At 72.0% G+C, this 25,123-nt stretch carries 27 protein-coding genes; 12 read left to right on the forward strand and 15 right to left on the reverse strand.

The annotated features are described in order from the left end of the window. The 4 genes from ACIP4Y_RS02760 (at window position 1) to ACIP4Y_RS02775 (ending at window position 3,035) form a co-directional block, all read left to right on the forward strand. Window positions 1-1,032, forward strand: coding sequence for an AvrD family protein (locus tag ACIP4Y_RS02760; RefSeq protein ID WP_358635569.1), 1,032 nt, complete (start codon window positions 1-3; stop codon window positions 1,030-1,032). A 92-nt stretch (window positions 1,033-1,124) separates the two neighbouring features. Next, the gene (locus tag ACIP4Y_RS02765; protein ID WP_401386876.1) at window positions 1,125-1,517 is read left to right on the forward strand and encodes an acyl carrier protein; all 393 of its coding nucleotides are present in this window, start codon (window positions 1,125-1,127) and stop codon (window positions 1,515-1,517) included. Continuing rightward, the gene (locus tag ACIP4Y_RS02770) at window positions 1,514-2,281 is read left to right on the forward strand and encodes a 4'-phosphopantetheinyl transferase family protein (RefSeq protein ID WP_401386879.1); all 768 of its coding nucleotides are present in this window, start codon (window positions 1,514-1,516) and stop codon (window positions 2,279-2,281) included. Before ACIP4Y_RS02765 ends, ACIP4Y_RS02770 begins: the two co-directional genes overlap by 4 nt. 1 nt (window position 2,282) lies before the next feature. After that, window positions 2,283-3,035, forward strand: a complete 753-nt coding sequence (locus ACIP4Y_RS02775; RefSeq protein ID WP_401386882.1) for a thioesterase II family protein — start codon at window positions 2,283-2,285, stop codon at window positions 3,033-3,035. 66 nt (window positions 3,036-3,101) lie between these two features. Here ACIP4Y_RS02775 and ACIP4Y_RS02780 read toward each other — a convergent pair whose 3' ends face one another. Then, window positions 3,102-4,205, reverse strand: a complete 1,104-nt coding sequence (locus ACIP4Y_RS02780; protein WP_401386885.1) for a Gfo/Idh/MocA family protein — start codon at window positions 4,203-4,205, stop codon at window positions 3,102-3,104. Window positions 4,206-4,245: 40 nt separating this feature from the next. Further along, on the reverse strand, window positions 4,246-4,752 hold the full coding sequence (locus tag ACIP4Y_RS02785; protein ID WP_358635559.1) for a flavin reductase family protein: 507 nt from the start codon (window positions 4,750-4,752) through the stop codon (window positions 4,246-4,248). A 199-nt stretch (window positions 4,753-4,951) separates the two neighbouring features. On the opposite strand from ACIP4Y_RS02785, the gene ACIP4Y_RS02790 reads away from it, so the two are divergent. From ACIP4Y_RS02790 to ACIP4Y_RS02800, 3 genes are read left to right on the forward strand one after another with little or no spacing between them, the layout of a single operon-like run. Continuing rightward, window positions 4,952-5,167 carry a hypothetical protein gene (locus ACIP4Y_RS02790; RefSeq protein WP_358635557.1) on the forward strand — a complete coding sequence of 72 codons (216 nt, stop codon included), beginning with the start codon at window positions 4,952-4,954 and terminating at the stop codon, window positions 5,165-5,167. A gap of 29 nt (window positions 5,168-5,196) precedes the next feature. Then, complete coding sequence (recO, locus tag ACIP4Y_RS02795; RefSeq protein WP_189984284.1) at window positions 5,197-5,943, forward strand: DNA repair protein RecO; 747 nt, start codon at window positions 5,197-5,199, stop codon at window positions 5,941-5,943. 18 nt (window positions 5,944-5,961) lie between these two features. Next, window positions 5,962-6,810, forward strand: coding sequence for an isoprenyl transferase (locus ACIP4Y_RS02800; RefSeq protein ID WP_358635555.1), 849 nt, complete (start codon window positions 5,962-5,964; stop codon window positions 6,808-6,810). 77 nt (window positions 6,811-6,887) lie between these two features. Here the strand turns inward: ACIP4Y_RS02800 and ACIP4Y_RS02805 are convergent, their stop codons facing one another. The 4 genes from ACIP4Y_RS02805 to ACIP4Y_RS02820 all read right to left on the reverse strand — a co-directional run bounded on the left by ACIP4Y_RS02805 (window position 6,888) and on the right by ACIP4Y_RS02820 (window position 10,025). After that, entirely contained in the window at window positions 6,888-7,298 is a 411-nt protein-coding gene (locus ACIP4Y_RS02805; RefSeq protein ID WP_401386891.1) for a Fur family transcriptional regulator, read from the reverse strand. A gap of 62 nt (window positions 7,299-7,360) precedes the next feature. Continuing rightward, complete coding sequence (locus ACIP4Y_RS02810; RefSeq protein WP_358635549.1) at window positions 7,361-8,263, reverse strand: metal ABC transporter permease; 903 nt, start codon at window positions 8,261-8,263, stop codon at window positions 7,361-7,363. Beyond that, complete coding sequence (locus ACIP4Y_RS02815) at window positions 8,263-9,033, reverse strand: metal ABC transporter ATP-binding protein (protein ID WP_401386894.1); 771 nt, start codon at window positions 9,031-9,033, stop codon at window positions 8,263-8,265. The genes ACIP4Y_RS02810 and ACIP4Y_RS02815 overlap by 1 nt, the downstream gene beginning before the upstream one ends. An 11-nt stretch (window positions 9,034-9,044) precedes the next feature. Further along, the gene (locus ACIP4Y_RS02820; RefSeq protein ID WP_401386897.1) at window positions 9,045-10,025 is read right to left on the reverse strand and encodes a metal ABC transporter substrate-binding protein; all 981 of its coding nucleotides are present in this window, start codon (window positions 10,023-10,025) and stop codon (window positions 9,045-9,047) included. A 160-nt stretch (window positions 10,026-10,185) separates the two neighbouring features. Between ACIP4Y_RS02820 and ACIP4Y_RS02825 the strand changes: the two genes are divergently transcribed. Continuing rightward, a complete protein-coding gene (locus tag ACIP4Y_RS02825; RefSeq protein ID WP_358635543.1) occupies window positions 10,186-11,568 on the forward strand; it encodes a glycine--tRNA ligase in 1,383 nt (460 codons plus the stop codon). A 67-nt stretch (window positions 11,569-11,635) separates the two neighbouring features. Here the strand turns inward: ACIP4Y_RS02825 and ACIP4Y_RS02830 are convergent, their stop codons facing one another. After that, window positions 11,636-12,679, reverse strand: coding sequence for a chitinase (locus tag ACIP4Y_RS02830; RefSeq protein ID WP_401386900.1), 1,044 nt, complete (start codon window positions 12,677-12,679; stop codon window positions 11,636-11,638). Between the two features lie 175 nt (window positions 12,680-12,854). Here ACIP4Y_RS02830 and ACIP4Y_RS02835 point away from each other — a divergent pair, with 175 nt between their 5' ends. Both ACIP4Y_RS02835 and ACIP4Y_RS02840 read left to right on the forward strand, forming a co-directional pair. Then, complete coding sequence (locus ACIP4Y_RS02835) at window positions 12,855-13,865, forward strand: aldo/keto reductase (protein ID WP_401386903.1); 1,011 nt, start codon at window positions 12,855-12,857, stop codon at window positions 13,863-13,865. A 25-nt stretch (window positions 13,866-13,890) separates the two neighbouring features. Then, window positions 13,891-14,490, forward strand: coding sequence for a TetR family transcriptional regulator (locus ACIP4Y_RS02840; protein ID WP_401386906.1), 600 nt, complete (start codon window positions 13,891-13,893; stop codon window positions 14,488-14,490). A 192-nt stretch (window positions 14,491-14,682) separates the two neighbouring features. Here ACIP4Y_RS02840 and ACIP4Y_RS02845 read toward each other — a convergent pair whose 3' ends face one another. From ACIP4Y_RS02845 to ACIP4Y_RS02855, 3 genes are all read right to left on the reverse strand, one after another. Next, window positions 14,683-15,822 carry a serine hydrolase domain-containing protein gene (locus ACIP4Y_RS02845; RefSeq protein ID WP_401386909.1) on the reverse strand — a complete coding sequence of 380 codons (1,140 nt, stop codon included), beginning with the start codon at window positions 15,820-15,822 and terminating at the stop codon, window positions 14,683-14,685. Between the two features lie 109 nt (window positions 15,823-15,931). After that, window positions 15,932-16,144, reverse strand: coding sequence for a hypothetical protein (locus ACIP4Y_RS02850; RefSeq protein WP_401386912.1), 213 nt, complete (start codon window positions 16,142-16,144; stop codon window positions 15,932-15,934). A gap of 107 nt (window positions 16,145-16,251) precedes the next feature. After that, window positions 16,252-17,679, reverse strand: coding sequence for an MFS transporter (locus ACIP4Y_RS02855; protein ID WP_401386915.1), 1,428 nt, complete (start codon window positions 17,677-17,679; stop codon window positions 16,252-16,254). A 100-nt stretch (window positions 17,680-17,779) separates the two neighbouring features. On the opposite strand from ACIP4Y_RS02855, the gene ACIP4Y_RS02860 reads away from it, so the two are divergent. Further along, window positions 17,780-18,664 (forward strand): helix-turn-helix transcriptional regulator, encoded by an 885-nt coding sequence (locus ACIP4Y_RS02860; RefSeq protein WP_401386918.1) that lies wholly within the window; start codon window positions 17,780-17,782, stop codon window positions 18,662-18,664. A 3-nt stretch (window positions 18,665-18,667) separates the two neighbouring features. On the opposite strand, the gene ACIP4Y_RS02865 is transcribed toward ACIP4Y_RS02860, so the two are convergent. The 4 genes from ACIP4Y_RS02865 to ACIP4Y_RS02880 all read right to left on the reverse strand — a co-directional run bounded on the left by ACIP4Y_RS02865 (window position 18,668) and on the right by ACIP4Y_RS02880 (window position 21,806). Continuing rightward, on the reverse strand, window positions 18,668-19,351 hold the full coding sequence (locus tag ACIP4Y_RS02865) for a DUF6766 family protein (protein WP_401386921.1): 684 nt from the start codon (window positions 19,349-19,351) through the stop codon (window positions 18,668-18,670). Between the two features lie 87 nt (window positions 19,352-19,438). Beyond that, the gene (locus ACIP4Y_RS02870) at window positions 19,439-19,810 is read right to left on the reverse strand and encodes a hypothetical protein (protein WP_401386924.1); all 372 of its coding nucleotides are present in this window, start codon (window positions 19,808-19,810) and stop codon (window positions 19,439-19,441) included. Between the two features lie 223 nt (window positions 19,811-20,033). After that, a complete protein-coding gene (locus tag ACIP4Y_RS02875; protein WP_401388636.1) occupies window positions 20,034-20,297 on the reverse strand; it encodes a hypothetical protein in 264 nt (87 codons plus the stop codon). A gap of 57 nt (window positions 20,298-20,354) precedes the next feature. Beyond that, window positions 20,355-21,806 (reverse strand): MFS transporter, encoded by a 1,452-nt coding sequence (locus ACIP4Y_RS02880; RefSeq protein ID WP_401386926.1) that lies wholly within the window; start codon window positions 21,804-21,806, stop codon window positions 20,355-20,357. Window positions 21,807-21,947: 141 nt separating this feature from the next. Between ACIP4Y_RS02880 and dusB the strand changes: the two genes are divergently transcribed. Next, window positions 21,948-23,081, forward strand: a complete 1,134-nt coding sequence (gene dusB / locus ACIP4Y_RS02885; protein WP_401386929.1) for a tRNA dihydrouridine synthase DusB — start codon at window positions 21,948-21,950, stop codon at window positions 23,079-23,081. A 251-nt stretch (window positions 23,082-23,332) separates the two neighbouring features. Here dusB and ACIP4Y_RS02890 read toward each other — a convergent pair whose 3' ends face one another. Then, window positions 23,333-25,093: a CDP-alcohol phosphatidyltransferase gene (locus tag ACIP4Y_RS02890; protein WP_401386931.1), complete on the reverse strand. Its 1,761-nt coding sequence runs from the start codon at window positions 25,091-25,093 to the stop codon at window positions 23,333-23,335. Window positions 25,094-25,123 lie beyond the last annotated feature (30 nt).

The raw sequence follows: 25,123 nt of genomic DNA on the forward strand, positions 1-25,123 counted from the left end.
GTGGCCGGCGAACAGCAGCTGTTGCTCGACTCCATCGACGACTACCTCGGCCCGAGCGAGACCCGCTTCTTCTCCCGTGGCTACCAGCGGGCCGCGTACCGGGTCGCGGACGTCGTCGTCACCCCGGCCGACGCGCCCGACGCGGGCGTGCGGGCCACGGTGGACGTCACCTACCCCGCCGACTGGTCCCGCAAGAAGGACGGCACCGACCTGCGGCCCCATCTGAGCACCGTCGACGCCCTCGTCCTCGGCGTCCAGCTCGCCGAACTCCACCTCGCGCACGGCTACGGGCTCGACGGCGCGGGCCGGGCGCGGATGCGGCTGCGGAAGGTCGTCCTGCGCGCCGGCGGGGCGCCGCAGGAGGAGCTGACGGACATTCCGCTCGCGGCCCGTCTGGTGCGGACGGAGGAAGTGCCCGAGCCGACCGGGCGTTTCCTGTCCGTGCACGACTGCACCGTGGGCAACCTGCGCGTGCGGTGCGAGATCGAGCACGACATCGCCGTCCGCACGGTGGAGGAGGCGCGCCACGAGAGCCTGGAGAAGGCGCTCGGGCCCGGCACGGAGCGTTTCTGGGGCGACGGGTTCAAGAACCGGCGGCACTTCATCCGCAACGTCGGCATCGACATGGACGCCCTCGCCGCGCGGGCCGAGGTGCACTTCGCACCGGAGCGGGACACGGGCCGTGAGGGCATCGAGGGCGACACCCAGCCGTCCGTCTCCCTCATCGACGCCTTCGTGGTCAACCTCCAGCTGGTCCAGGTCCTGATGTACGAGCTGGACTCGATCAGCCGGGCCGAGAGCAACACGCTGTGGATGATGCAGACGGTCCTGGAGGCGCCGCCGTCGGCCGGCCCCCCGGTGCATGCGGACGCCCCGCTCGTCGCCGAGGCCGCCCTCACGGGCAAGCGCCTGCTGCCCCTGCGCGGCGGCATCTGGCGCAGCGTCGAGATCAAGGCATCCCTGGCCGGCGCCCAGCTCCGCTGCGGCTTCGCCCACGAACTCCCCGCCCAGGCGGCCGCCACCGCGGCCTGAGAAACACCGACACCGGCCCCCCGGGAGCGCCACCGCATCCTTGCCGGTGGCGCCCCCGGCCCCACCCGACCTGAAACGGAGGTTGCAGCACAGTGGAACAGGCGCTGCTCGACTGGTTCCGGAGTGTGCCGGACGACCCGGACGAAGCCGGTGACGACGGCCTCGCGGTCGACGTGACCCCGCCCTCGCTCGCCGAGCTGGCGGGTGCGAGTCCCGCTCGGCGGGAGCGGATGGTCGGTGACTACCTGTGCCAGGAGATCGGCCGGGTGCTGAACTGTCCGGCCGAGAAGGTCGATCACGACCAGACCATGACGGACCTCGGGATCGGTTCCATGATCGGACTGGAGCTGCAGCGCCGGATCCAGGAGGCGCTCGGCACGGCACCCACCCTCCCCGCGATCCTGCGTGCCGAGAACGCCCACGCGCTGACCCGGCATCTCCTGGGCCTGATCGGCGTACCCACGGCAGGAGCCCTGTCAGCGTGAGACTGCCCATACCCGCACCAGGCGACGCCGACCTGTGGCTGCTGCGCCAGCCCCGGCTCGGCACCTGCACCGGCGAACTCGACCTGACCGAACTGGACGAGGCCGAACGGAGCCGGGCCGGCACCTGCCGGCGCGAGGCCGGCCGCCTCCTGTACTCGTCGGCGCACATCGCCCTGCGCCGGCTGCTCGGCGCCTACCTGGGCGCCGAGCCCCGACAGCTCCGCTTCGGCCGGACCGCCTGCCCGTGCTGCGGGCAGCCGCACGGCCGGCCCGTGCTCGAAGCCCCCGCCTCCGGCCTGCACTTCTCCCTGTCCCACAGCGCCGGGATGGCCCTGATCGGCGTGTCGACCCTGCCGATCGGGGTGGACGTCGAGAAGGTCCCCTCCCGGGAGACCGTCCGCGTGTGCACCCCGGCCCTGCACCCCGACGAGCAGAGCGAACTGCTCGCCCGCCCCGACGGCACCGGCGCCGTCGCGTTCGGGCAGCTGTGGACGCGCAAGGAGGCCTACCTCAAGGGCATCGGCACCGGTCTCGCCCGTGACCTGTCCGCCGACTACCTCGGAGCCGACAGCAGCCGCCACCCCGACCGCTGGACCCTCCACGACGTACCGTGCGGCCCCCGTCACACGGCCGCCGCCGCGCTGTGCGACCAGCCCGCCGGCGCCCGGCTGCGCGTGCACTGGCTCCCCATGGACTGCCTGTACAAGGAGAAACCGATGCCCCTGGGCAAGCAGGACACCTTCCTCGGAGAACTGGTCGCCTGAGATGCCTGTCTACGACGTCACCACCACGGCCGGCCCCGAGCCGCCCTTCACCCTGGTGCTGCTGCACCACGCCGGCGGATCCGCCCGCGGCTTCGCGCCGCTCCTGCCCCACCTCCCGCACCAGTGGCGGGTGCTCGGCGCCGACCTGCCGGGCCGGCTGCTGGACCGCGCCCGCCCCTCCTGCCGCACCGCCGGGGAGGCCGTGGACCATCTGAGCCGTGCCCTGCGCCCCGAACTCGCCGGGCCGTACGCCGTCTTCGGCCACAGCATGGGCGCACTGCTGGCGTTCGAGCTGGTGCGGCGGCTGGAGGCCGAGGCCCGCGGCCCCTGCTGGCTCGGGGTGTCGGCGGTCCTGCCGCCGGCGGCCCGCGGCACCGGGCCGGCCGCCTGGCCGGCCCACCGCGTGCTGCGGTACCTGCACGGCCTGGGCGGCACACCCGCCGGAACCGACAGCCGTACGGCCCTGGCCGAGCTGGTGGCGCGGACCGTACGCCAGGACCTGGAGGTGGTCGACAGCTACAGGTACGTCGACGGCCCGCCGCTGCACACGGCCCTGTCGGTGTTCGGCGGCGAGGACGACCCGCTGGCGCCCCCGCACCTGCTCCGCCGGTGGTCGGCCCACTCCCGCCGCCCGATGGGCTGTCACCTGTGGCCGGGCGGGCACTTCTACCTCTTCGACCACGCCGAGGACGTCTCCTCGCGCCTGGTGGACACCTGCCGGTCGCTGCTCGCCGGCGAACGCACGCGGTCCTGACCCGCCCGGCGCGCACAAGGGAAGTCCCCCGGACCCGAGGGGTCCGGGGGACTTCCGCGGGTGCGCCTACTGGCGGGTGCCGGTCTCGGCGGCACGCACGATCCGGTCCAGGAGCCGGTGGTGCTCGACGGCGTGCGCGAAGTCGGGCACCGTCCGCGTGCCCTCCTGGAGGTCCTGGCGCAGCTGGGCGTAGGCGTTGGCGACCGCCGCCGCCGGCCCGCTCACGTCCGGCACCAGCTGGTACTGCTCGGGGACGGGCAGCGCGGCGAGCTGCTCGTCGCCGCGGGCGCCCCGGAGGGTGAACTGGCCGAACTGCAGGTGCCCGGTGTCCCCGGTGACCACCAGGTCGCCCTCGGTACCGTTGATCTCCCACAGCAGGTTGGTGGACCGGCTGGAGCCGCCGCGGTAGTGCAGGGAGGCGACCGCCCCGCTCTCCAGCACACCGGAGACGGCGATCTGGTCCTCGGCGGTCTGCGGCAGCCACTCACCGGTCTCCGCGACCCGCACCCGGCCGCGCCGGGTGGCCGTGGTGGCGGTCAGACCGGCGAAGCCCGACAGACACATGGTCAGCGCGTCGAGGGTGTGCCCGAACGGGATGGTCATCAGCGTGGCCCCGTTGGCACGGTCGGCCGTGTACGCGCCGCGGGAGCCCACGACGGGACCCCAGCCGCCGCCGGAGCCCACCAGGGTGGTCGACAGCACCTCGCCCACGTACCCCTCGGCGATCAGGTCGCGCAGGTAGCGCACGGCCGGGGCGGAACGTGACTGCAGACCGACCGCGGTGCGCACCCCGCGCCGCTCGGCCAGCGCCGCGAGCGCCTCCGCCTCCTCCGGCCCGACGGCCAGCGGCCACTCGCTCAGCACCATCGTGCCCGCCTCCAGGGCGGGCTCGATCAGCTCGCGGTGCCGGGGCACCTTGACCGCCACGACGACGAGGTCGATGTCCTCGTGGGCGGCGAGTTCGGCGACATCGGTGAAGGCCAGCGGTACCCCGTACTTCTCGGCGGACCGCTGCGCGGCCTCCGGCGAGGAGGCCGTCAGACCGCGCAGCTCGAATCCTTCCACCGCGGCGAGCGCGGGCAGGTGACCGCGGGATCCCCAGCCGCCGTCGGCGCTCAGCCCGACGATGCCGACTCCGAGGGGCTTGGGGGAACCGGTGCTCTGTGTCATGAAGGGTCAACCCACTCACTGTTGGTCCGGAAACTGTTCATCAGGCGGCCAGCCGCTCGTACGACCCGCGGTAGAAGACCAGCGGCGCCCCGTCCCCACGGCTGCTGAGCCGGTGGACACGGGCGATGACGACGTCGTGGTCCCCGGCCGGGTACTCCGCCTCCACCGAACACTCCAGCCATCCGATGGCACCGTCCAGAACGGGCGTCCCGGCCGGTGTGGCGCTCCACTTGACGCCCCGGAACTTGTCGGGGCCGCTCCTGGCCAGGCGGCTGCTCAGCTCGCGCTGGTCCGCGCCGAGGATGTTGACGCAGAATCGTTCGGCGGCTCGCACCCGGGGCCAACTCGTGCTCGTTCGCGCGATGCAGAAGAGAACGAGCGCGGGATCGAGGGAGACCGAGGTGAAGGAGTTCACCGCGAGGCCGACCGGTGCCGGTTCGCCTGCGCGAACCGCGGTCACCGCCACGACGCCGGTGGTGAACCGGCCCAGCGTGGCGCGGAATTCCTCGTGGCTGATACGGGTGACGGAATCTGTCGACGAGGGCATGCCTCCATCCTTGGGCCCTCGCCCAGCCGCAACAAGTGCGTACGCAAAGTAGTGGTGACACCAATACGACCCGCGCCGGTAGCGGCATTCCGGCCGAGTGTAGACGCGCAGCGTCACTCTGGGTGTGCGAAGCGTGAAATCCGGAGCGGAAGGGGAGCAGAGTGAGCGTGGGCGCAGAGGCGGAGGAGAGGGTGGCGCGGTGAAGCCTGCCGTCGGCAGTCATGTGGTGGACACCCGTACCGGCAAGGTCGGCATCGTCATGGGGCACGAGGGGCCGTACGTACAGCTCAGACCCTACGGCGGCGGGCGGGAGTGGGACGTGGAGCCGGGCGCGCTGCGCACCGCGACCCCGGCGGAGCGGCTGAGCGCGGCGACCGCGTACGCCAACGCCCGCAGTCGCGGAGAGGCGCTCTAGCCGCCCCCGGCATGGGCGAGAATGGTGCCATGAGTCTGTTCCGCGACGACGGCATCGTGCTGCGCACCCAGAAGCTGGGTGAGGCGGACCGGATCATCACGCTGCTCACCCGCGGGCATGGCCGGGTGCGGGCCGTGGCGCGCGGGGTGCGGCGCACGAAGTCGAAGTTCGGGGCCCGGCTGGAGCCGTTCTCCCACGTCGACGTGCAGTTCTTCGCGCGCGGGAGCGAGCTGGTCGGGCGCGGTCTGCCGCTGTGCACACAGAGCGAGACGATCGCTCCGTACGGCGGCGGGATCGTCACGGACTACGCCCGGTACACCGCCGGGACCGCCATGCTGGAGACCGCCGAGCGGTTCACCGACCACGAGGGCGAGCCGGCCGTGCAGCAGTACCTGCTGCTCGTCGGGGCGCTGCGGACGCTCGCCCGGGGCGAGCACGCGCCGCACCTGGTCCTCGACGCCTTCCTGCTGCGCTCGCTCGCCGTGAACGGGTACGCGCCCAGCTTCGACGCCTGCGCGAAGTGCGGGATGCCCGGCCCGAACCGGTTCTTCTCCGTGGCCTCCGGCGGCTCCGTCTGCGTCGACTGCCGGGTGCCCGGCAGCGTCGTGCCGTCACCGCAGACCCTGGTACTGCTCGGGGCGCTGCTTACGGGAGACTGGGAGACGGCGGACGCGTGCGAGGCGCGGTACGTCCGCGAGGGCAGCGGGCTGGTGTCCGCCTACCTGCACTGGCATCTGGAGCGCGGGCTGCGTTCGCTCAGGTACGTCGAGAAGTAAGAGGGAGACGAGAAGCACATGGTCGTTCGCGGGATCCTGGGGCGCCAGCGGCGCGAGTACAAGGCGCCGGAGCCGCACCCGTCCGGTGCCCGCGCGCCCAAGCTCCCGGGTGAGCTGGTCCCGAACCACGTCGCGATCGTCATGGACGGCAACGGGCGGTGGGCCAAGGAGCGGGGGCTGCCGCGCACCGAGGGGCACAAGGTCGGCGCCGAGCGGGTCCTGGACGTCCTCCAGGGCTCCATCGAGATCGGCGTGCGCAACATCTCCCTGTACGCCTTCTCCACCGAAAACTGGAAGCGCTCGCCCGACGAGGTCCGCTTCCTGATGAACTTCAACCGCGACTTCATCCGCAAGACCCGCGACCAGCTCGACGAACTCGGCATCCGGGTGCGCTGGGTGGGCCGGATGCCCAGGCTGTGGAAGTCCGTCGCCAAGGAGCTGCAGGTCGCCCAGGAGCAGACGAAGGACAACGACCTGCTCACCCTGTACTTCTGCATGAACTACGGCGGCCGCGCCGAGATCGCCGACGCCGCGAAGGCCCTCGCCGAGGACGTGAAGGCAGGCCGGCTCGACCCGTCGAAGGTCAACGAGAAGACCATCCAGAAGTACCTGTACTACCCGGACATGCCGGACGTGGACCTGTTCCTGCGCCCCAGCGGCGAGCAGCGCACCTCCAACTACCTGCTCTGGCAGAGCGCGTACGCCGAGATGGTCTTCCAGGACGTCCTGTGGCCGGACTTCGACCGCCGTGACCTGTGGCGCGCCTGCATGGAGTTCGCCTCCCGGGACCGCCGCTTCGGCGGGGCCGTCCCGAACGAGGAACTGCTCGCCATGGAAGCCGCCATGAAGGGCGACGGCACCTCCTAGCCACCGCAGCGCCTTCTACGACCTCGACGAGCTGGAGCGCTGCTTCGGGCCGAGCTGAGCGGCGACCGGACGACTGCTCAGCTCGCCGCGCAGTCGGAGCACGTGCCGAAGATCTCCACGGTGTGTGCCACGTTGACGTAGCCGTGCTCCGCCGCGATGGCCTCCGCCCACTTCTCGACGGCCGGGCCCTCCACCTCCACCGCCTTGCCGCAGGCGCGGCACACCAGGTGGTGGTGGTGTTCGCCGGTGGAGCAGCGCCGGTAGACGGACTCGCCGTCGGAGGTGCGCAGGACGTCCACCTCGCCGGCCTCGGCGAGGGACTGCAGCGTGCGGTAGACGGTGGTGAGCCCGACCGAGTCGCCCTTGTGCTTGAGCATGTCGTGCAGTTCCTGCGCGCTGCGGAACTCGTCGACCTCGTCCAGGGCCGCCGCCACGGCTGCACGCTGGCGGGTCGCGCGGCCCTTCACGGGCGGTCCAGCGGTCGTCACCGGTTGCCTCCTCCACGTCTGGCGTCTGCCCGGGCCATTGTGCCAGCCCGGGCTGTCGGCGGTCAGACGCCGATCTCCTCGCCGGCCTCGCGCGCGGCCGGGATCGAGCACTCCGCCGGGTCGCCGGCGGGCTGGGCCGCGGCTGCGGCGCGGGCGCGTCGCCGGGCCAGCGGGGTGGCCAGCGCGGTGAGCGCGAGGAACGCGGCGATGGTCAGCAGGACGATCGTGGCGCCGGGCGGGACGTACTGGTAGTACGACGTGATCGTGCCGCTGACGGTCACGGCCACGCCGATCGCCACCGCGATCACGAAGGTGACGGTGAAGCTGCGGCTGAGCTGCTGCGCCGCCGCCACGGGGACGACCATCAGCGCGGACACCAGCAGCAGGCCGACGACCCGCATGGCGACCGTGACGGTGACGGCCGCGGTGACCGCCGTCAGCAGGTTCAGGGCGCGCACCGGCAGGCCCGTGACCCGCGCGAACTCCTCGTCCTGGCTGACCGCGAACAGCTGGCGGCGCAGGCCGAGAGCGACCAGCAGGACGAACGCGGCCAGCACGCAGATCGCATGCACGTCGGACTCGGACACCGTCGACAGGGAGCCGAACAGGTACGACACCAGGTTGGCGTTGGACCCGCCCGGGGCGAGGTTGATCAGCATCACACCGCCGGCCATACCGCCGTAGAACAGCATGGCCAGGGCGATGTCGCCGCGGGTCTTGCCGTACCAGCGGATCAGTTCCATCAGGACCGCGCCGAGGACGGAGACGGCCGTCGCCATCCACACGGGGGACGTGGACAGCAGGAAGCCGAGGCCGACGCCGGTCATGGCCACGTGTCCGATGCCGTCGCCCATCAGGGCCTGGCGGCGCTGGACCAGGTAGATGCCGATCGCGGGCGCGGTGATGCCGACCAGCACGGCGGCCAGCAGCGCCCGCTGCATGAAGGCGTAGTTCAGGAATTCCATCAGCTCAGCAGTCCCGTGCGGATCGGTTCGGCGCCCGCCGGTGCGTGCGGGTGTACGTGGTCGTGGCCGGGCAGCGCGTGCTGGCCGACCGCGCGCGGCGGCGGCCCGTCGTGCAGCACGCAGCCGTCGCGCAGGACGACCGCCCGGTCGATCAGGGGCTCCAGCGGGCCCAGTTCGTGCAGCACGAGCAGAACCGTCGCACCGGCCTCGACCTGCTGCTCCAGCGTCCGCGCCAGGACCTCCTGGCTGGCCAGGTCGACGCCGGCCATCGGCTCGTCCATGATCAGCAGCTCGGGTTCGGCGACGAGCGCGCGGGCGATCAGCACCCGCTGGTGCTGGCCGCCGGAGAGGGCGTCGACCGAGTCCTTGGCGCGGTCGGCCATGCCGACCTGCTCCAGGGCCCGGCGCACGGCCTCCCGGTCGCTCCTGCGGAAGACGCCGAAGCGGGTGCGGGACAGCCGGCCCGCGGAGACGATCTCGGTGACCGTCGCGGGGACACCGCCCGCGGCGGTCGTGCGCTGCGGTACGTAGCCCACCCGCGCCCAGTCCCGGAAGGACCCGCGCGGGGTGCCGAACAGCTCGATCGTGCCGCCGCTGACCGGCACCTGGCCGATGACCGCGCGGATCGCCGTGGACTTGCCGGAGCCGTTCGCGCCGAGCAGCGCGACGACCTCGCCGCGGCCGACGGTGAGATCGATGCCGCGCAGGACGGGACGCGCGCCGAGTTCGGCGGTCACCCCCCGCAGGGCTATGACAGGCCGGCTGGTCATCTCGTCTCCCGTCACTTGGCGCCCAGCGCCTTCTGGAGGGCCTTGAGGTTGGCCTGCTGGACCGCGAAGTAGTCCCGGCCGCGGGACTTGTCGGTGATGCCCTCGATCGGGTCGAGGACGTCGGTCTTCAGGCCGGTGTCGTGCGCGATGGTCTTGGCGGTCCCGTCGCTGACGAGCGTCTCGTAGAAGACGGTGGAGACGCCGTCGGCCTCGGCCATCTTCTCCAGGTCCCTGACCCGGGCGGCGCTCGGCTCGGACTCGGGGTCGAGCCCGTTGATGGCCTCCTCGGTGAGACCGTAGCGCTCGGCGAGATAGCCGAAGGCGGCGTGCGTGGTGAGGAAGACCTTGCTCTTGGTGTGGGCGAGGCTCTGCTGGAACGCGAAGTTCAGCGCGCCCAGCTTCCCCACCAGCTTCACGGTGTTCTTCCGGTAGTCGGCCGCGTGCTTCGGGTCGGCCTTCTCGAAGGCCTTGCCGACGCCCTCGGCGACCTGGGCGTAGCGCACCGGGTCGAGCCAGATGTGCGGGTCCTTGCCGGCGGACTCCTCGCCCTGGTGGGTGTCGTGCTCGGCCGCGTGGCCGCCGACCTCGTTGCCGTGGTCCTCCAGCGTCGTGAAGGAGGCCGCGTCGATCTTGGTCTTGACCGGGGACTGGGCCACCGCGTCGTCGACGGACGGCTGGAGGTTCTTCAGGTACAGCACCGCGTCGGACTGCTCCAGCGCGGCGATCTGCTTCGGGCTGATCTCCAGGTCGTGCGGTTCCTGGCCGGGGGAGGTGAGGGTGGTGACGTGGACGTGCTTCCCGCCGATCTGCTCGGCGAGGAACTGCATCGGGTAGAACGACGCGACGACGTCGAACTTGGAGGTGTTGGCCGCTGCCGCGCTCTCGCCGGAGCAGGCGGTGAGGGTGCCGGCCCCCAGAGCGGTGACCGCGGCGACCGCGGCGGCGGGTATGAGGCGCTGCGCGCCGGCGCGGGTGCGTCGTCGTACGTTCATGACAGTCATTTTCAACAAATATGGAAACCGTTGTCAACAACGCTCATCAGGTGGTCTTGGCAGGGGCCGATTTGGTCGTGGGGGAGCCTGCGCCGGTAACCTGAATCATTCGCTGGAAGCATCTCGCTTCAACGCCCGTCGTCGTAATGAAGAGAGCACCGTGGCCGCCGACAAGATCGACACCATCGTCAGCCTGAGCAAGCGCCGTGGCTTCGTTTTCCCCTGCAGTGAGATCTACGGCGGACAGCGCGCCGCCTGGGACTACGGACCGCTGGGTGTCGAGCTCAAGGAGAACATCAAGCGCCAGTGGTGGCGCTACATGGTGACCTCGCGCGAGGACGTCGTCGGTATCGACTCGTCCGTGATCCTGGCTTCCGAGGTCTGGGTCGCCTCCGGCCACGTCGCCACCTTCACCGACCCGCTGACCGAGTGCACCTCGTGTCACAAGCGGTTCCGCGCCGACCACCTGGAGGAGGCGTACGAGGAGAAGAAGGGCCACGCCCCGGCGAACGGCCTGGCGGACATCAACTGCCCGAACTGCGGCAACAAGGGCCAGTTCACCGAGCCCAAGCAGTTCTCCGGTCTGCTCTCCACCCACCTCGGCCCCACCCAGGACTCCGGCTCCGTCGCCTACCTGCGCCCCGAGACCGCCCAGGGCATCTTCACCAACTTCGCCCAGGTGCAGACCACCTCGCGCCGCAAGCCGCCGTTCGGCATCGCCCAGATGGGCAAGTCGTTCCGCAACGAGATCACGCCGGGCAACTTCATCTTCCGCACCCGCGAGTTCGAGCAGATGGAGATGGAGTTCTTCGTCAAGCCCGGCGAGGACGAGCAGTGGCAGGAATACTGGATGGAGCAGCGCTGGAACTGGTACACCGGCCTGGGTCTCCGTGAGGAGAACATGCGCTGGTACGAGCACCCGAAGGAGAAGCTCTCCCACTACTCCAAGCGCACCGCCGACATCGAGTACCGCTTCCAGTTCGGCGGCTCGGAGTGGGGCGAGCTGGAGGGCGTCGCCAACCGCACCGACTACGACCTCTCCGCGCACTCCAAGGCCTCCGGCCAGGACCTCTCCTACTACGACCAGGACGCCGGCGAGCGCTGGACGCCGTACGTCATCGAGCCCGCGGCCGGTGTCGGCCGCACCATGCTGGCCTTCCTGCTCGACGCCTACGTCGAGGACGAGGCGCCCAACGCCAAGGGCAAGATGGAGAAGCGGACCGTGCTGCGCCTCGACCACCGCCTCGCCCCGGTGAAGGTCGCCGTGCTCCCGCTCTCCCGCAACCCGGAGCTGTCCCCGAAGGCCAAGGGTCTCGCCCAGGCGCTGCGCCAGCACTGGAACATCGAGTTCGACGACGCCGGCGCCATCGGCCGCCGCTACCGCCGCCAGGACGAGATCGGTACGCCGTTCTGCGTGACCGTCGACTTCGACACCCTCGAGGACAACGCCGTCACGGTGCGCGAGCGTGACTCCATGAAGCAGGAGCGCGTGTCGCTGGACCAGATCGAGGGCTACCTGGCCAGCCGCCTGATCGGCGCCTAGTCACACCCTCGTATGCCGGACGGGCCGAGCAGGCGGGCCCGTCCGGCATACGCATGTCCGCGTCCGGTCAGCGCCCCTGGAGCGCCTTGACGTTGTCGCCGAAGGTCCAGTTCTTCGCGCCGTCCCAGTTGACCGACCACGTCATCAGGCCCTTGAGCGACGTGCCGTAGTGCTTCCAGGCCTGGGAGACCAGCGACGGGGACAGGTAGCCGCCGCCCGCGCCGGGCTGGGCGGGCAGACCGGGGACCTGCTTGTCGTACGGCACCCTGATCGTCGTGCCCTGGACCACCAGGCCCTTGTCGAGGCAGTCGGTCTGGGCGGTGAAGCCCTGCACGGTGCCGGCCGCGTAGGAGTCGCCGGAGCAGCCGTACATGCTGCCGTTGTAGTACTGCATGTTCAGCCACCACAGGCGGCCGTTGTCCGCGTACTTCTTGACGACCGGCAGGTACGCGCCCCAGATCGAGCCGTAGGTGACGCTGCCGCCGGTGACGTACGCCGTCTCCGGGGCCATCGTCAGGCCGAAGCCCGCCGGCATCCGCGCCAGGATCCCGTCGATGATGCGGATCAGGTTGGCCTGGGACGTGGAGAGTTGGTTGATGTTCCCGCTGCCGACCAGACCCGTCTCGATGTCGATGTCGATGCCGTCGAAGTTGTACTTCTTCAGGATCGGGACGATCGTCGCCACGAACCGGTCGGCCACGGCGGAGGACGACAGGTCGATGCCGGCCGCCGCGCCGCCGATGGAGAGCAGGATCGTCCGGCCGGACGCCTTGGCCGCGCACATCTCGGCGGGCGTGGCCACCTTCACGCCGGCGTCCATGCCGTCCTCCCACAGCGCCGTGCCGTCGGAGCGGATCACCGGGAAGGCCGCGTTGATCACGTTGTAGCCGTGGGCGGCGATGCGGGAGTCGGTGATCGGGGTCCAGCCGAACGGCGGGTGGACGCCGTTGGCGGAGCCGTCCCAGTTCTCCCAGTAGCCCTGGAGCACCTTGCCGGCCGGTCTCGGCTGCACCGCGCACGTGTCGGCGGCGGAGGCGGCCGGCGCGGTGGCGATGCCCAGGGGGACGAGGAACGCCGCGGTGAGCGTGGCGGTGAGCAGACGTCTGATCATGCGAGGCCTCCCGGTGGGGGTGCGGTGAGGTGTCGTAGGCATGACAGTGCGCGTGGTCCAGACCTCTCGTCAATAGGTCTGGACCATCCTGTCGAGCGGTGAAGGCGGGAACGGGAATAACAGGATTGGGATGACAGATATTGAAATCTGTCAGCTGTCATGCGAAGGTGGAGCCATGACGATGCGAACCCGAACCCTCGGTACCACCGGCCCCCAGGTCTCCGCCCTCGGCCTCGGCTGCATGGGCATGTCCGGCATGTACGGCGAGGCGGACCGCGCCGAGTCGATCGCCACCCTGCACGCCGCCCTCGAGGCCGGCGTGACCCTGCTCGACACCGGCGACTTCTACGGCATGGGCCACAACGAACTGCTGATCGCCGAGGCGCTGCGCACCGCCCCGGCCGGCCTGCGCGAGAACGCGCTGCTGAGCGTGAAGTTCGGCGCCCTGCGCGACCCGGACGGCGGCTGGTCCGGCTCCGACGGGCGCCCGGCGGCCGTCAAGAACTTCGCCGCGTACTCCCTGCAGCGCCTCGGCGTCGACCACATCGACGTCTACCGTCCCGCCCGGCTCGACCCGGACGTGCCGATCGAGGAGACGGTCGGCGCGATCGCCGAGCTGGTCGAGAAGGGCTGGGTCCGGCACATCGGGCTCAGCGAGGTCGGCGCCGACACCGTCCGCCGGGCCGCCGCCACCGCCCCGATCGCCGACCTCCAGATCGAGTACGCGCTCATCTCGCGCGGTCCCGAACGGGAGATCCTGCCCACCCTCCGGGAGCTGGGCATCGCCGTCACCGCCTACGGCGTGCTCTCGCGCGGGCTGATCTCCGGCCACGTCACGGCCGGCCGGCAGTTCGCAGCGAACGACTTCCGCGCCCACTCGCCCCGCTTCCAGGGCGAGAACCTCCAGCACAACCTCACGCTCGTCGACTCCCTGCGCAAGATCGCCGAACAGAAGGGCGTCACGGTCGCGCAGATCGCCATCGCCTGGGTGCTCTCCCGGGGCGAGGACATCGTGCCGCTGGTCGGCGCCCGCACCCGCGAGCGGCTCGGCGAGGCGCTCGGCGCCCTGGACGTGACGCTGGACGCGGACGAGCTCGCCGCCATCGAGAGCGCCGTACCGGCGGACGCGGCGGCCGGCGAGCGGTACGCCTCGGAACAGATGGCCCTGCTCGACAGCGAGCGGTGACCGGCACGCCGGGTACCGTCTAGGCATGCCACCGACCAGCGAGACCCTGACCGCCGAGCGCATCCTCGAAGCCACCGAGGAGGTGCTGCGCCGCCACGGGCCGGCCAAGGCCACCGTGGTCGATGTGGCCCGCGCGCTCGGCGTCAGCCACGGCAGCGTCTACCGGCACTTCCGTACCAAGGCGGCGCTGCGCGAGGCGGTCACCAAGCGCTGGCTGGACCGGACCTCGCAGCGGCTCGCCGGGATCGTCGGCGCCGAGGACCGGTCACCGGAGCAGCGGCTGCGGGACTGGCTCGCCGCCCTGTTCGCCGCCAAGCGGCACAAGGCGGGCGACGATCCCGAGCTGTTCGCCACCTACACCGTGCTGGCCGGGGAACTCGGCGGCGTGGTCCGCGAGCACATAGCCGACCTCACCGGCCAGCTGACCCGGATCATCGCCGCCGGCGCGGAGACGGGCGCCTTCCGGGTGACCGACCCGGCCACCGCGGCCCGGGCCGTCTTCCAGGCCACCGGCCGCTTCCACGACCCCTGCTACGCCCGGGACTGGGAAAGCCCCGGGATCCAGGAGGAGTTCACCGCGGTGGTGGACCTGCTGACCCGCGGCCTCGGCGCACCTGCCCGGTGAGGGGCGCCGCCGCACCTCCGGGGTGACGGGGACCGCGCTCGTCTTCACGGTGGCGGTGACCGCCCGAATCCGCCGGTGACCGGGGCCGCCCCTGCCTTACGGCGGCTGGGGCCGCCCCTGCCCTACGGTGGCTGGGGTCGCGCTCGCCTTCCCGGGTGCGCCGCCCGTACCTCGCGGTGACCGGAGTCGTCCTCAGGCCGTGGCCCGCCAGAAGTCCCGCATCAGCGGGGTCGGTGTCGGGTCGGCCATGGCGACCTGGGTGAGCAGGATCGTGATCCTGCCGGTGGCCGGGACGAGGTGGGCGGTGGTGCCGGTGCCCCCGACCCAGCCGTAACGGCCGGGCACGTTCCACGGCTCGGCCGGGGCGATGTCCACCTGGCCGCCGTACCCCCAGCCCTGCCCCTCCGGGAAGAGCCTGCCGATCTCCCGCTGGCGCACGCCCAGATGATTGCTCGTCATCCGGCTCACGGAGGCCGCCGAGAGCAGCCGGCGGCCACCCGCTTCACCGCCGGCCAGCACCAGCCGGGCGAAGCGCGCGTAGTCGTCGGCCGTCGACGCGAGCCCGCCGCCGCCCGACAGGAACGCGGGCACCCGGCTCCAGTCGCCGTCCGGGGTGTCCGCGAGCTCCAGCGTGCGGTCGGCGCCCCGCCGGTAGTACGAGGTGAACCGGTCCCGCTTCGCCGCCGGCACCTCGAACCCGGTGTCGAGCATGCCCAGCGGCTCGAAGACCCGCTCCGCCAGGAACTCCGGGAGCGTACGGCCCGAGACCCGCGCGATCAGCACACCCTGCAGGTCGGACGAGGTGCCGTACAGCCACGCCTCGCCCGGCTGGTACAGCAGCGGCACCCGGGCCAGATCGGCGAGCCAGGCGTCCGGCGCGGGGCAGGCCTGCGGGGCCCGGCCGTCCTTCTGCACCTCGAACAGGGCCTGGACCGCGGGCAGCGAGAAGTCCGACGGGAAGCCCCAGCCGGTGCGCGAGCCGAGCAGGTCCTCGACCGTGATCGGCCGGTCCGCGGGAACCACGTCGTCCACCGGCGCGGACGGGGTCCGGACGACCAGCGGCTTCGCCAGCTCCGGCAGCCACCGCTCCACCGGGTCGTCCAGGGCGAGCCGGCCGTCGTCCACCAGCGTCAGCAGCGCCGCCGCCGTCACCGGCTTGGTCAGCGAGGCGATCCGGAACAGCGAGTCCCGGGCCATCGGCACCGAGCCGGCCGTGTCGTGGTGACCGACGGCCACCACCTCGACGTCGTCCCCGCGGGCGACCAGGGCCACCGCGCCCGGCACGCTCCCGTCCTCGACGTACCGGAGCAGGGTCTCGTGCAGTGCGGTCATGGTCTCGGCCTTCCGGTCGGCGGTCGGGGCGGTGCCGTGGTCCTGCTGCTACGACTCCCGCCGCCACCGGAAGTCATCGGCCCCCCGGAAGCGGGCGTCGGCGGGACGACTACCGGCGTGCCGTCGGATCGACCGTCGCCTGGTGGGCCTCCGTCAGGTGCTGCTCCGCCTTCAGCCACGGCAGGAACTGTGCGCCCTGCCGCCAGCCGCAGGTGTCGCACCGGATCGTGCGCCGGCCGGCCGCCCGCTCCACCCGGACCACGTGCTCCCGGCCGTGCTGGTCCCAGCGGCTGACCTTGCTCGTACTGCCGTCCCCGGGCATCACGCCCTCCCTCCCCGCGCCGGACCGCCCGGCCGCACAGGAGTGTGCGGCACAACCGTCGCCGGCAGGGCGGACTTCGCGGCGAATCTGCCGGGCCGGGCCCCTGCTCAGCCGACCGTCCGGGGCAGCCGCAGGCTCAGCAGGCCGGTCAGCACCGGGCCGGCCAGCTGCACCAGCAGCGTGCCGACCAGCGCGTCCCGCATGCCGAGGTGCGGCACGAGGGTCAGGAACAGGGTGCCGAGCGTGGCCACGCCCAGGGCCAGCGCCGACTGCTGAGTGGTGACCATCACACCGCTGCCGACACCGGCCCGGGCGGACGGCACCTCGGACATCACGATCCGCATCACGTTGGGCAGTTGCAGCGCCTGGCCGGCACCGGCCACCGCCGCGCCCGGCAGCAGGGAGGCGACGCCCAGGTGCGGCCAGTCCCGCCACGCGGCCAGCAGGATCAGCAGCAGGCCCACGCCCTGGACCACGGCCCCGGCGGTGACCACCCGGGTGCCGTGGCGGGCGATCAGCCGGGGACCGGCGAGGGAGACGAGCAGGTACGCCACGGCCATCGGCGTGAGCGCGAGCCCGGCCGGCACCGGACCGAGCCCGGCGCCCTGCTGCAACGCCAGCGCGATCACGAACATGAACCCGCTGAAGCCGATGGAGAACGGCAGCAGCAGCTCCAGACCGTGCCGCATGGACGGCACCCGGAACAGGCTCGGCGGCACCAACGGCGTCCGCCCCGCCCGGTCCGCCCGCCGCTCCACCACCCAGAACGCGCCCGCCGCGAACGGGAACGCGGCCAGCGACAGCCAGGTCCACAGCGGCCAGCCGGTGGCCCGGCCCTCGGTGAGCGGCGCGAGCAGCGTCAGCAGGGACACCGCGAGCAGCACGGTGCCGGGGCCGTCCACCGGCTCCGGGTGCTGCGACCGGGTCTCGGGCACGTACCGCGCGGCGAGCACGAGCCCCAGCACGACCACCGGCACGTTGACGAGGAAGATCGCCCGCCATCCGGTCCCGGCGACATCGGCGGCGACCAGCACCCCGCCGAGGATCTGCCCGGCCACCATGGACAGGCCGGCCGTGGCGCCGTACAGGCTCATGGCCTTCGCGCGGCGCGCGCCGCTCGTGGCGGCCTGGATGGTGGCGAGCACCTGCGGCAGCATCGCGGCGGCCGAGGCGCCCTGCGCGACCCGGGCCGCGACCAGACTCCATGCGCCGGGCGCGAGTCCGCAGGCCAGGGAGGTGAGCCCGAACGCGGCCATGCCGCCGAGGAACAGCCGCCGGCGCCCGAACAGGTCCCCGAGCCGCCCGCCGAGCACGAGCAGCACGGCGTACGCGACCCCGTACCCGGCGACGACCAGTTCCAGTACGGCCTCGCCCGCGGCGAGGTCGGCGCCGATGGTCGGCAGGGCCACGTTGACGATGAAGAAGTCGACCAGCGGCAGCGCCGCGGCGAGCAGGACGGTGAACAGCCCGGGCCCGCCGAGCGCGGGCGGCGCGGCCGTCGGCCGGACGGCAGGGGCGGTGACGGTTTCCCTCATGCCCCGAGCCTGCGGGACCGCTCAGACGGGTACCAGAGTCTTCTGATCCTGGTAGCGGGAGTACCTGGAAACACGCTGGCCGACGCGGCACCCTGGGCCCATGACGACCACGGCGCAGGAGACCACCCGGCCGCAGCCGGCCCGGGGAGCGGAGATCCGCCGGCACGAGCTGGCCGCGTTCCTGCGCAGCAGACGGGAGCGCATCACGCCGGAGCAGGTGGGCCTGCCGCGCGGCGCCCGCCGCCGCACCCCCGGGCTGCGCCGCGAGGAGGTCGCCCAGCTCTCCGCGGTCGGCGTCACCTGGTACACCTGGCTCGAACAGGCCCGCGACATCCAGGTCTCCGTGCAGGTCCTGGACGCCCTCGCGCGCGCCCTGCGCCTCGACGCCGGCGAACGCGCCCACCTCTTCCAGCTGGCCGGCGCGACCGACCCGACCCCGGCCGCGAACTGCCCGAGCATCACACCCGCCCTGCGCGAGATGCTGACCCGGCTGGAGCCGATCCCGGCCTGCATCCAGAACAGCCGGTACGACATCCTCGCCTACAACCGCACCTACGGCCGCCTCCTCGGCGACCTGGACGCGGTCCCGCCCGAGGACCGCAACTGCATGCTCCTCGTCCACACCAGCAAGGAGTGGCAGGCGGCGGTCGTCCACCTGGAGGAGACCCAACACCTGATGGCCGCCCGGCTGCGCGCCTCCCTGGCCGGCCATCTCGGCGAGCCCGCCTGGAAGATGCTCCTGAAGCGGCTGGAGGAGTCCCCGGCGTTCCGTGAGAACTGGCAGCGCTACGAGGTGGTCGCCGCCCGCCACAAGACGAAGGAGTTCCTCAACCCCTACGTCGGCCTGCTCACCCTGGAACACACGGACCTGTGGCTGGGCCCCGAGGCGGGCGCCCGGATGGTGACCTACACCCCGCGGAACGAGGAGACCCGGGAGCGGCTGGCGCGGCTGTACGAGATCGCCTGCGGGGCACCGGCGACCTGACACTCAGCCCTCCACCCCGGTGGAGACGTGGGCCGCGCCGACCGGCTTGGACTCGGGGGAGCCTCGCTGGCGCAGGTAGACCGAGAGGATGGCCATCGAGGCGACGGCCAGGAGTTCGGACTGCCAGTTCTGCAGGGTGCGGCCCCAGAAGTCGGCGCAGCCGAGATACTGCCCCCAGGAGACGGGCGCCTGGAGCTGGCGCAGGTGCTCCTCGTTGTAGGCGGCGGCACCGGCGATGGACTGGGCGAGCCAGGACCAGGCGAAGACGGTGGCCATGACGAGGCCCAGGGAACGGGCGTACATCCGCTGCCGCCAGCCCTTGTCGGCGGCCCAGCGCGGGGAGTCCGGGCCGGCGTGCTCGCCGACCTTCTGCTCCCGGTCGCTCTCCACGCCGGCCTTGTGCAACTCCTTGGACTCGGGGGAGCCGCGCTGGAGCAGCCAGACGGTGCCGAAGATGTAGAGGAAGAACTGCAGGTACTCGGACTGCCAGTTCTCGGTGACGTCGACGGCGAAGTCGGAGGTCGCGAGGTAGTCCAGGAAGCCGATCGGGTGCAGGCCGTCGGTGGTGAGCTGGTTGTCGAAGTCGGCGTGGCCGGCCACCGCCTGCCCGGCGAGGGTGAGCAGGAAGCCGGTGAAGAAGGCCAGGGTCAGGCTGTTGTGCTTGAGGAAGCGGGTCAGGCCGTTCACCGGTGCATCAGCCCCACGGCGGTGAAGTAGCCGAGCCCGGTGCCGACGGTCACCAGGACCAGCGTGAACAGGGTGCGCATGGCCGGCTCAGCCCCCTTTGACCTTGCACTGGTACGGCTGCTCGGGCCGCGGCACGCAGCCCGCCGCGGTGATCAGCCAGCCGGCCGGGAAGGCCGACAGGAAGAGGGTGTCGCGGTCGAGGACGACCTGTGCCTGGCGGCCGTAGACCTGGACGTCCCGTACGGCACCCCCGTACGGGAGCTGTTCCTCGGGGAGGGCCTTGGCGCACGGGGACTCGGCGGACTGCTCGACCTCCTGCCGGGTCTGCGGGGCGAGCGCCGCGCAGCCGCGTGACCCGTCGGCCCGCCGGACGCTCTCCTCGAAGCGCACCGCGGCCCGGGACGCCGCCGTCTCCCGCTCGCCGAGGGTGGCGCAGCCGGTGAGACAGACAACGCACACGAACGCGGTCAGGCCGGTACGCCTCCAGCACGGCAAGGAAACCTCCACGGGTACGGCGCGGCTGCTGCCGGACATGGTCGGGCGGGAACCGCGCCGGAACCGGCAGCCGCGCCGTGCTTGCGGACGGACACCGAGCGTTCGGGCTAGGGCCTGTCGTTTGCAACGGGCCAGCCCCCGCGAGCCCGGCATGATCCAGACCAGGCCCTGGGGGAGGTGCCGCGGCTCAGCCGGAGAGCCGGGAGCGGAGCAGCTTCTTGTCCGGTTTGCCCGCCGCCGTCAGCGGGATCTCGGGGACCAGGTGCAGGGCCTCGGGGGCGTAGAGGCGTCCCTTGCGGGCGGTGACGAAGTCCCGGACGTCCTCCAGGGAAGGGTGCTTGCCGGGGGCGGGCACCACGGCGGCGTGGACGTGCTCCACCGACTCCTCGTCCCGTCTGCCGAACACCGCGCACCGGACGACGGCGGGATGGCTCAGCAGCAGCTCCTCCAGTTCTGCCGGATACGGAGCCCCAGGGCGAGCCGGTGCCGGCTTACGGGGCGCCCGACCCTACGCCCGCTCCGCGGTTCCCGCGGGCTGGCGGATCTCTGCTGATTCCAGGCTCGTGGCTGTCCGTTCGGCGGTCCTGCGGGCCCAGTGGCCGCTGGTGAGGAGGCCGAGGAGGAGGACGGCGAGGCCGCAGGCGGTGAGGATCCACCAGCCGGGGCGGGCGGCCGAGACGAAGGTCCGGCGGTAGGGGGAGGAGCCGATGCCGGAGGCCAGGACCGCGCCGACCACCGCGACGCCGAGCGTCTGGCCGAGCTGCCGGCTGGTGGAGGCGACGGCGGCGGCGACGCCGGCCTGGGCGCGGGGCATGCCCGAGACCGCCGTGTTGGTGATCGGCGCGTTCACGAAGCCGAAGCCGATGCCGAAGAGGACGTAGCCGAGGAGGAGGGTGGCGTTCGCCGTCTCCGCTTCGAACGCGGCGAACAGCACGCCGCTCGCGGTCATCGCCGTACCCGCCACCAGCAGCGGCAGGCGGGGGCCGCGGCTGCCGACCAGGCGGCCGGAGAGCGGGGCGCACAGGAACGTCGGCGCGGCCATCGGCAGCATCCACAGGCCCGCGTGCAGGGCGTCGAGGCCGCGCACGTTCTGCAGGTACAGGGTGGACAGGAACAGGAATCCGCCCAGCGCCGCGAACGCGCTGATCGCGATCATCGTGGCGCCGCTGAACGGGGCCGAGCGGAAGAACCGCAGGTCGACGAGGGGTTCCGCGCGCCGGGGTTCGTACCAGAGCAGGGCCAGCAGGGCGGCTACGGCGAGCGCGGCGAACGGCGCGACCGGGCCGGCGCCCGACTCCGGTGCCTCGATGATCGCGTATGTGAGGGCGCCGAACAGGGCGATCACCAGCAACTGGCCGACCGGGTCGGGACGGCGGGCCCGGGGTGCGCGGGACTCGGGGACGAAGCGGAGGGTGAGGAGGAGGGCCGCCAGGCCGACCGGCAGGTTGATCCAGAAGATCGAGCGCCAGCTCACCGACTGCACCAGCAGACCGCCGACCAGCGGACCCGCCGCCATGGAGATGCCGACCACCGCGCCCCACACACCGATCGCGCGGGCGCGTTCCCGGGGATCGGTGAAGGTGTTGGTGATGATCGACATGGCGACCGGGTTGAGCATCGAGCCGCCCACCGCCTGGACCATGCGGAACACGATCAGCAGTTCCAGGTTCGGGGCGAGGGAGCAGAGCACGGAGCCGGCGGTGAACACCACCAGTCCCGCCATGAAGACGCGTTTGCGTCCGATCCGGTCGGCCGTGGAGCCCGCGAGCATCAGCAGGGAGGCCAGGACGAGCGTGTAGGCGTCGATCGTCCACTGCAGTCCGGAGGTGCCGGCGTGCAGGTCGCGCTGCATCGAGGGCAGAGCCACGTTCAGCACGGTGTTGTCGAGGCTCACGATCAGCAGGCTCATGCAGCAGATCGCGAGCACGAGCAGGCGTCGGCGAGGGCTCGGCTCTGGCATGACCCCCATCGTACGCCCGAATCAATAGTGCGTCTAACTAATGAGTGCTACACGATCCCCGGACGGGTAGCCGGCCGGGTGAGGGACAATGGGACCTTGTTCCGTGTCCTTGTGCCGTCCATCCGTTCCGGAGCCCTGACGATGACCCACCCGCTCTCCATCGGCCCGCACGCCGTGACGCCGCCCGTCGTGCTCGCACCCATGGCGGGCATCACCAATGCGCCCTTCCGCACGCTGTGCCGGGAGTTCAGTGGCGGCAAGGGGCTGTTCGTCAGCGAGATGATCACCACCCGGGCGCTGGTCGAACGCAACGACAAGACCATGCAGCTGATCAAGTTCGACGCGAGCGAGCAGCCGCGTTCGATCCAGCTGTACGGCGTCGACCCCGCGACCGTCGGCAAGGCCGTCCGCATGATCGCGGAGGAGGGCCTGGCCGACCACATCGACCTGAACTTCGGCTGCCCGGTGCCGAAGGTGACGCGCAAGGGTGGCGGGTCCGCGCTGCCGTACAAGCGGAACCTGCTGCGGGCGATCCTGCGCGAGGCGGTCTCCGGTGCCGGTGACCTGCCGGTGACCATGAAGATGCGCAAGGGCATCGACGACGACCACATCACCTACCTCGACGCCGGCCGTATCGCCGTCGAGGAGGGGGTGACCGCCATCGCCCTGCACGGCCGTACGGCCGCCCAGCACTACGGCGGTACCGCCGACTGGGACGCCATCGCCCGGCTGAAGGAGCATGTGCCGGAGATTCCCGTGCTCGGCAACGGCGACATCTGGTCGGCCGGGGACGCGCTGCGGATGGTGCGGGAGACCGGGTGCGACGGGGTCGTGGTGGGGCGTGGCTGCCTGGGGCGGCCGTGGCTGTTCGCGGACCTGGTGGCGGCGTTCGAGGGCCGGCTGAAGGATGTCGCACGGCCTTCGCTGCGCGAGGTCGCCGACGTGATGGTGCGGCACGCCACGCTGCTCGGGGAGTGGATCGGCGACGAGTCCAAGGGCGTGGTCGACTTCCGCAAGCACGTCGCCTGGTACCTGAAGGGCTTCGCGGTCGGTTCCGAGATGCGCAAGCGGCTTGCGATCACGTCGTCCCTGGAGGAGCTGCGGGCCGGGCTGGACGAGCTGGACCTGGAGCAGCCGTGGCCCGTCGGGGCGGAGGGGCCGCGGGGGCGTACGTCCGGCAACAACCGGGTGGTGCTGCCGGACGGGTGGCTGAAGGATCCGTACGACTGCGCGGGCGTGAGCGAGGACGCGGAGCTGGACACCTCCGGCGGCTGAGCGTCCCCGGGGCTCGCCCCTTACCCCGCCGGGGGCACCGGCCCGGACCCGCCTGGGCTCCGCCCCGGACCCGCCCAGGGCACCGCCCGCCTAGGGCACCGGCCCGCCCGCCTAGGGCACCGGCCCGTCCGCCTTGGGCTCCGCCCCGGACCCGCCTTGGGCTCCGCCCCGGACCCGCCTGGGGCTCCGCCCCTGGCCCCGGCCTCGCCCACCCACCACCCGGCTCGGTCGGCTGGAAGGGGCCCCCGGGGTCAGCCGTGCTTCGGGTGCGGTGTCGAGCCGTACGCCCTCAGGAAGCGGTCCCGGAAGGAGCTCATCTTCCAGACCGGGGCGTCGTGGGCCGGGCGCAGGCCGTCCGTCCAGTTCCAGTCGGCGATCTTGTCGAGCATCCGGGGGTCCTTGGCGACGACCGACACCGGCACGTCACGGCTGGCGTGGTTGCCGCTGACCCGGGAGATGGGCTGGTGGTCGCCGAGGAAGACGAGCACGGTGTCCTTCGTGCCGTAGCGCTCCAGCCACTCGGTCAGCGCGGTCACCGAGTACTGGATCGACTTTCCGTACTCCTCGCGGGACTTGCTGCTGTCGGCGATGACGTCGGCCGCCTTGTTGCCCGACGCCTCGATGCCCTTGAAGACCGAGCCGTCACCGAGCCGGTCCCAGTCCACCATCTTCGGGATGGGCGCCCACGGCTGGTGGCTGGAGGTCAGGATGAGCAGCGACATCCGTGACTTCCCCGCGGGCGCCGGCTTGCTGTGCACCCGCTCCTGGTACTGCTGGAGCGCGTACTGGTCGGGCATGGTCGACCAGCTGAACTTCGGCCCCTGGTAGCCGAGCTGGAAGGCGTTGTAGACCTGGTCCAGGCCGTACCACTTCTGCTCCGGCCACCCCTTCTGCACGCCCGGCATGACACCGACCGTGTCGAACGCGCCGGTCTTGCGGAACGCCTCCGTCAGGCTGAGGTGGTCGCTGGCCATGACCGTGCGGTAGCGCTGCTGGTTGCTGATCCACAGGCCCGACATGGTGGTGGAGTGGCCGAGCCAGCTGCTGCCGCCGTAGGTCGCCGAGGTCAGCCAGCCGCTCCTGGCGTGGAAGCCGGCCTGGGCCAGGGCCTTGGTGCGGACGTCGAGCGTCCGGTCCACGCCGGGCGCCATGACCGGGTCCTCGATCGCGCTGCGGCCGTAGCTCTCGATGAAGGTGAAGATCACGTCCTTGCCGCGCAGGTCGGGCACCAGCTGACTGCCCGGCGTGTTCCCGAACGCGTCGACCCGGGCCACCTTCCGGAACTCCGCCTCGTCCTTCAGCGTGTCGGAGACCCGGCGGGCCTGGATCTTCAGCGCGTTCGCGGTCCGGTCCGAGGCGATCGGCACGCCGGATATCTGCAGGCCGAGCGAGGAGCAGGTGATCCAGACGACCCCGGCGACCAGGGTGCCGCGGGTCGCGGTGGCGGGGTGCCGGGCCAGGAGGTTGCTCAGCCGGACCATGGCCAGCGCCGGCAGCACCAAGAGCAGCAGCACGAGGGCGATCACCCCGCCCACGGCCGCGAGGGTCGCGGTACGCCCGAGGGAGTCCTCCAGGTACGCCTCCGCGTCTCCGAACAGGCTCCAGTCCAGGACGACGTTGAAATTGCGGCCAAGGTACTGGTTGAACCCCATGTCGAGCGCGTTCAGCACGGTCATGGCCCCGAGCAGCACCCCGGACACCGCCGCCACCGCCACCCGGGGCCGCCGCGGCAGCGCGAGCAGCACGGCGGCCCCGACGACCGCTTCCGCCGGTATCCGCAGGAACTTGGCGGGCCCGAGCCGGACGACGGTGTTGGGCATCACCAGCGCGGCGACGACGAGCAGGGCGGCCAGCACGGTGACGCTCACGGACAGCGCCTGCGCGGCGGCCGGATGCTGTTCCCGCCAGCGCCGCCGCCACGCGGACCAGACGGTCCAGGGGCGGCGGGACGGGCGCGGGGTGGGCTCGGTGATCTCTTCGGCCACGTCCTCGGCTGACTGGAGCGCACTCATGCCCTCCCGTACGACGCCCCGGGGACCCCC

Source organism: Streptomyces sp. NPDC088810 (genome assembly GCF_044750305.1).
Taxonomy (GTDB): Bacteria; Actinomycetota; Actinomycetes; order Streptomycetales; family Streptomycetaceae; genus Streptomyces.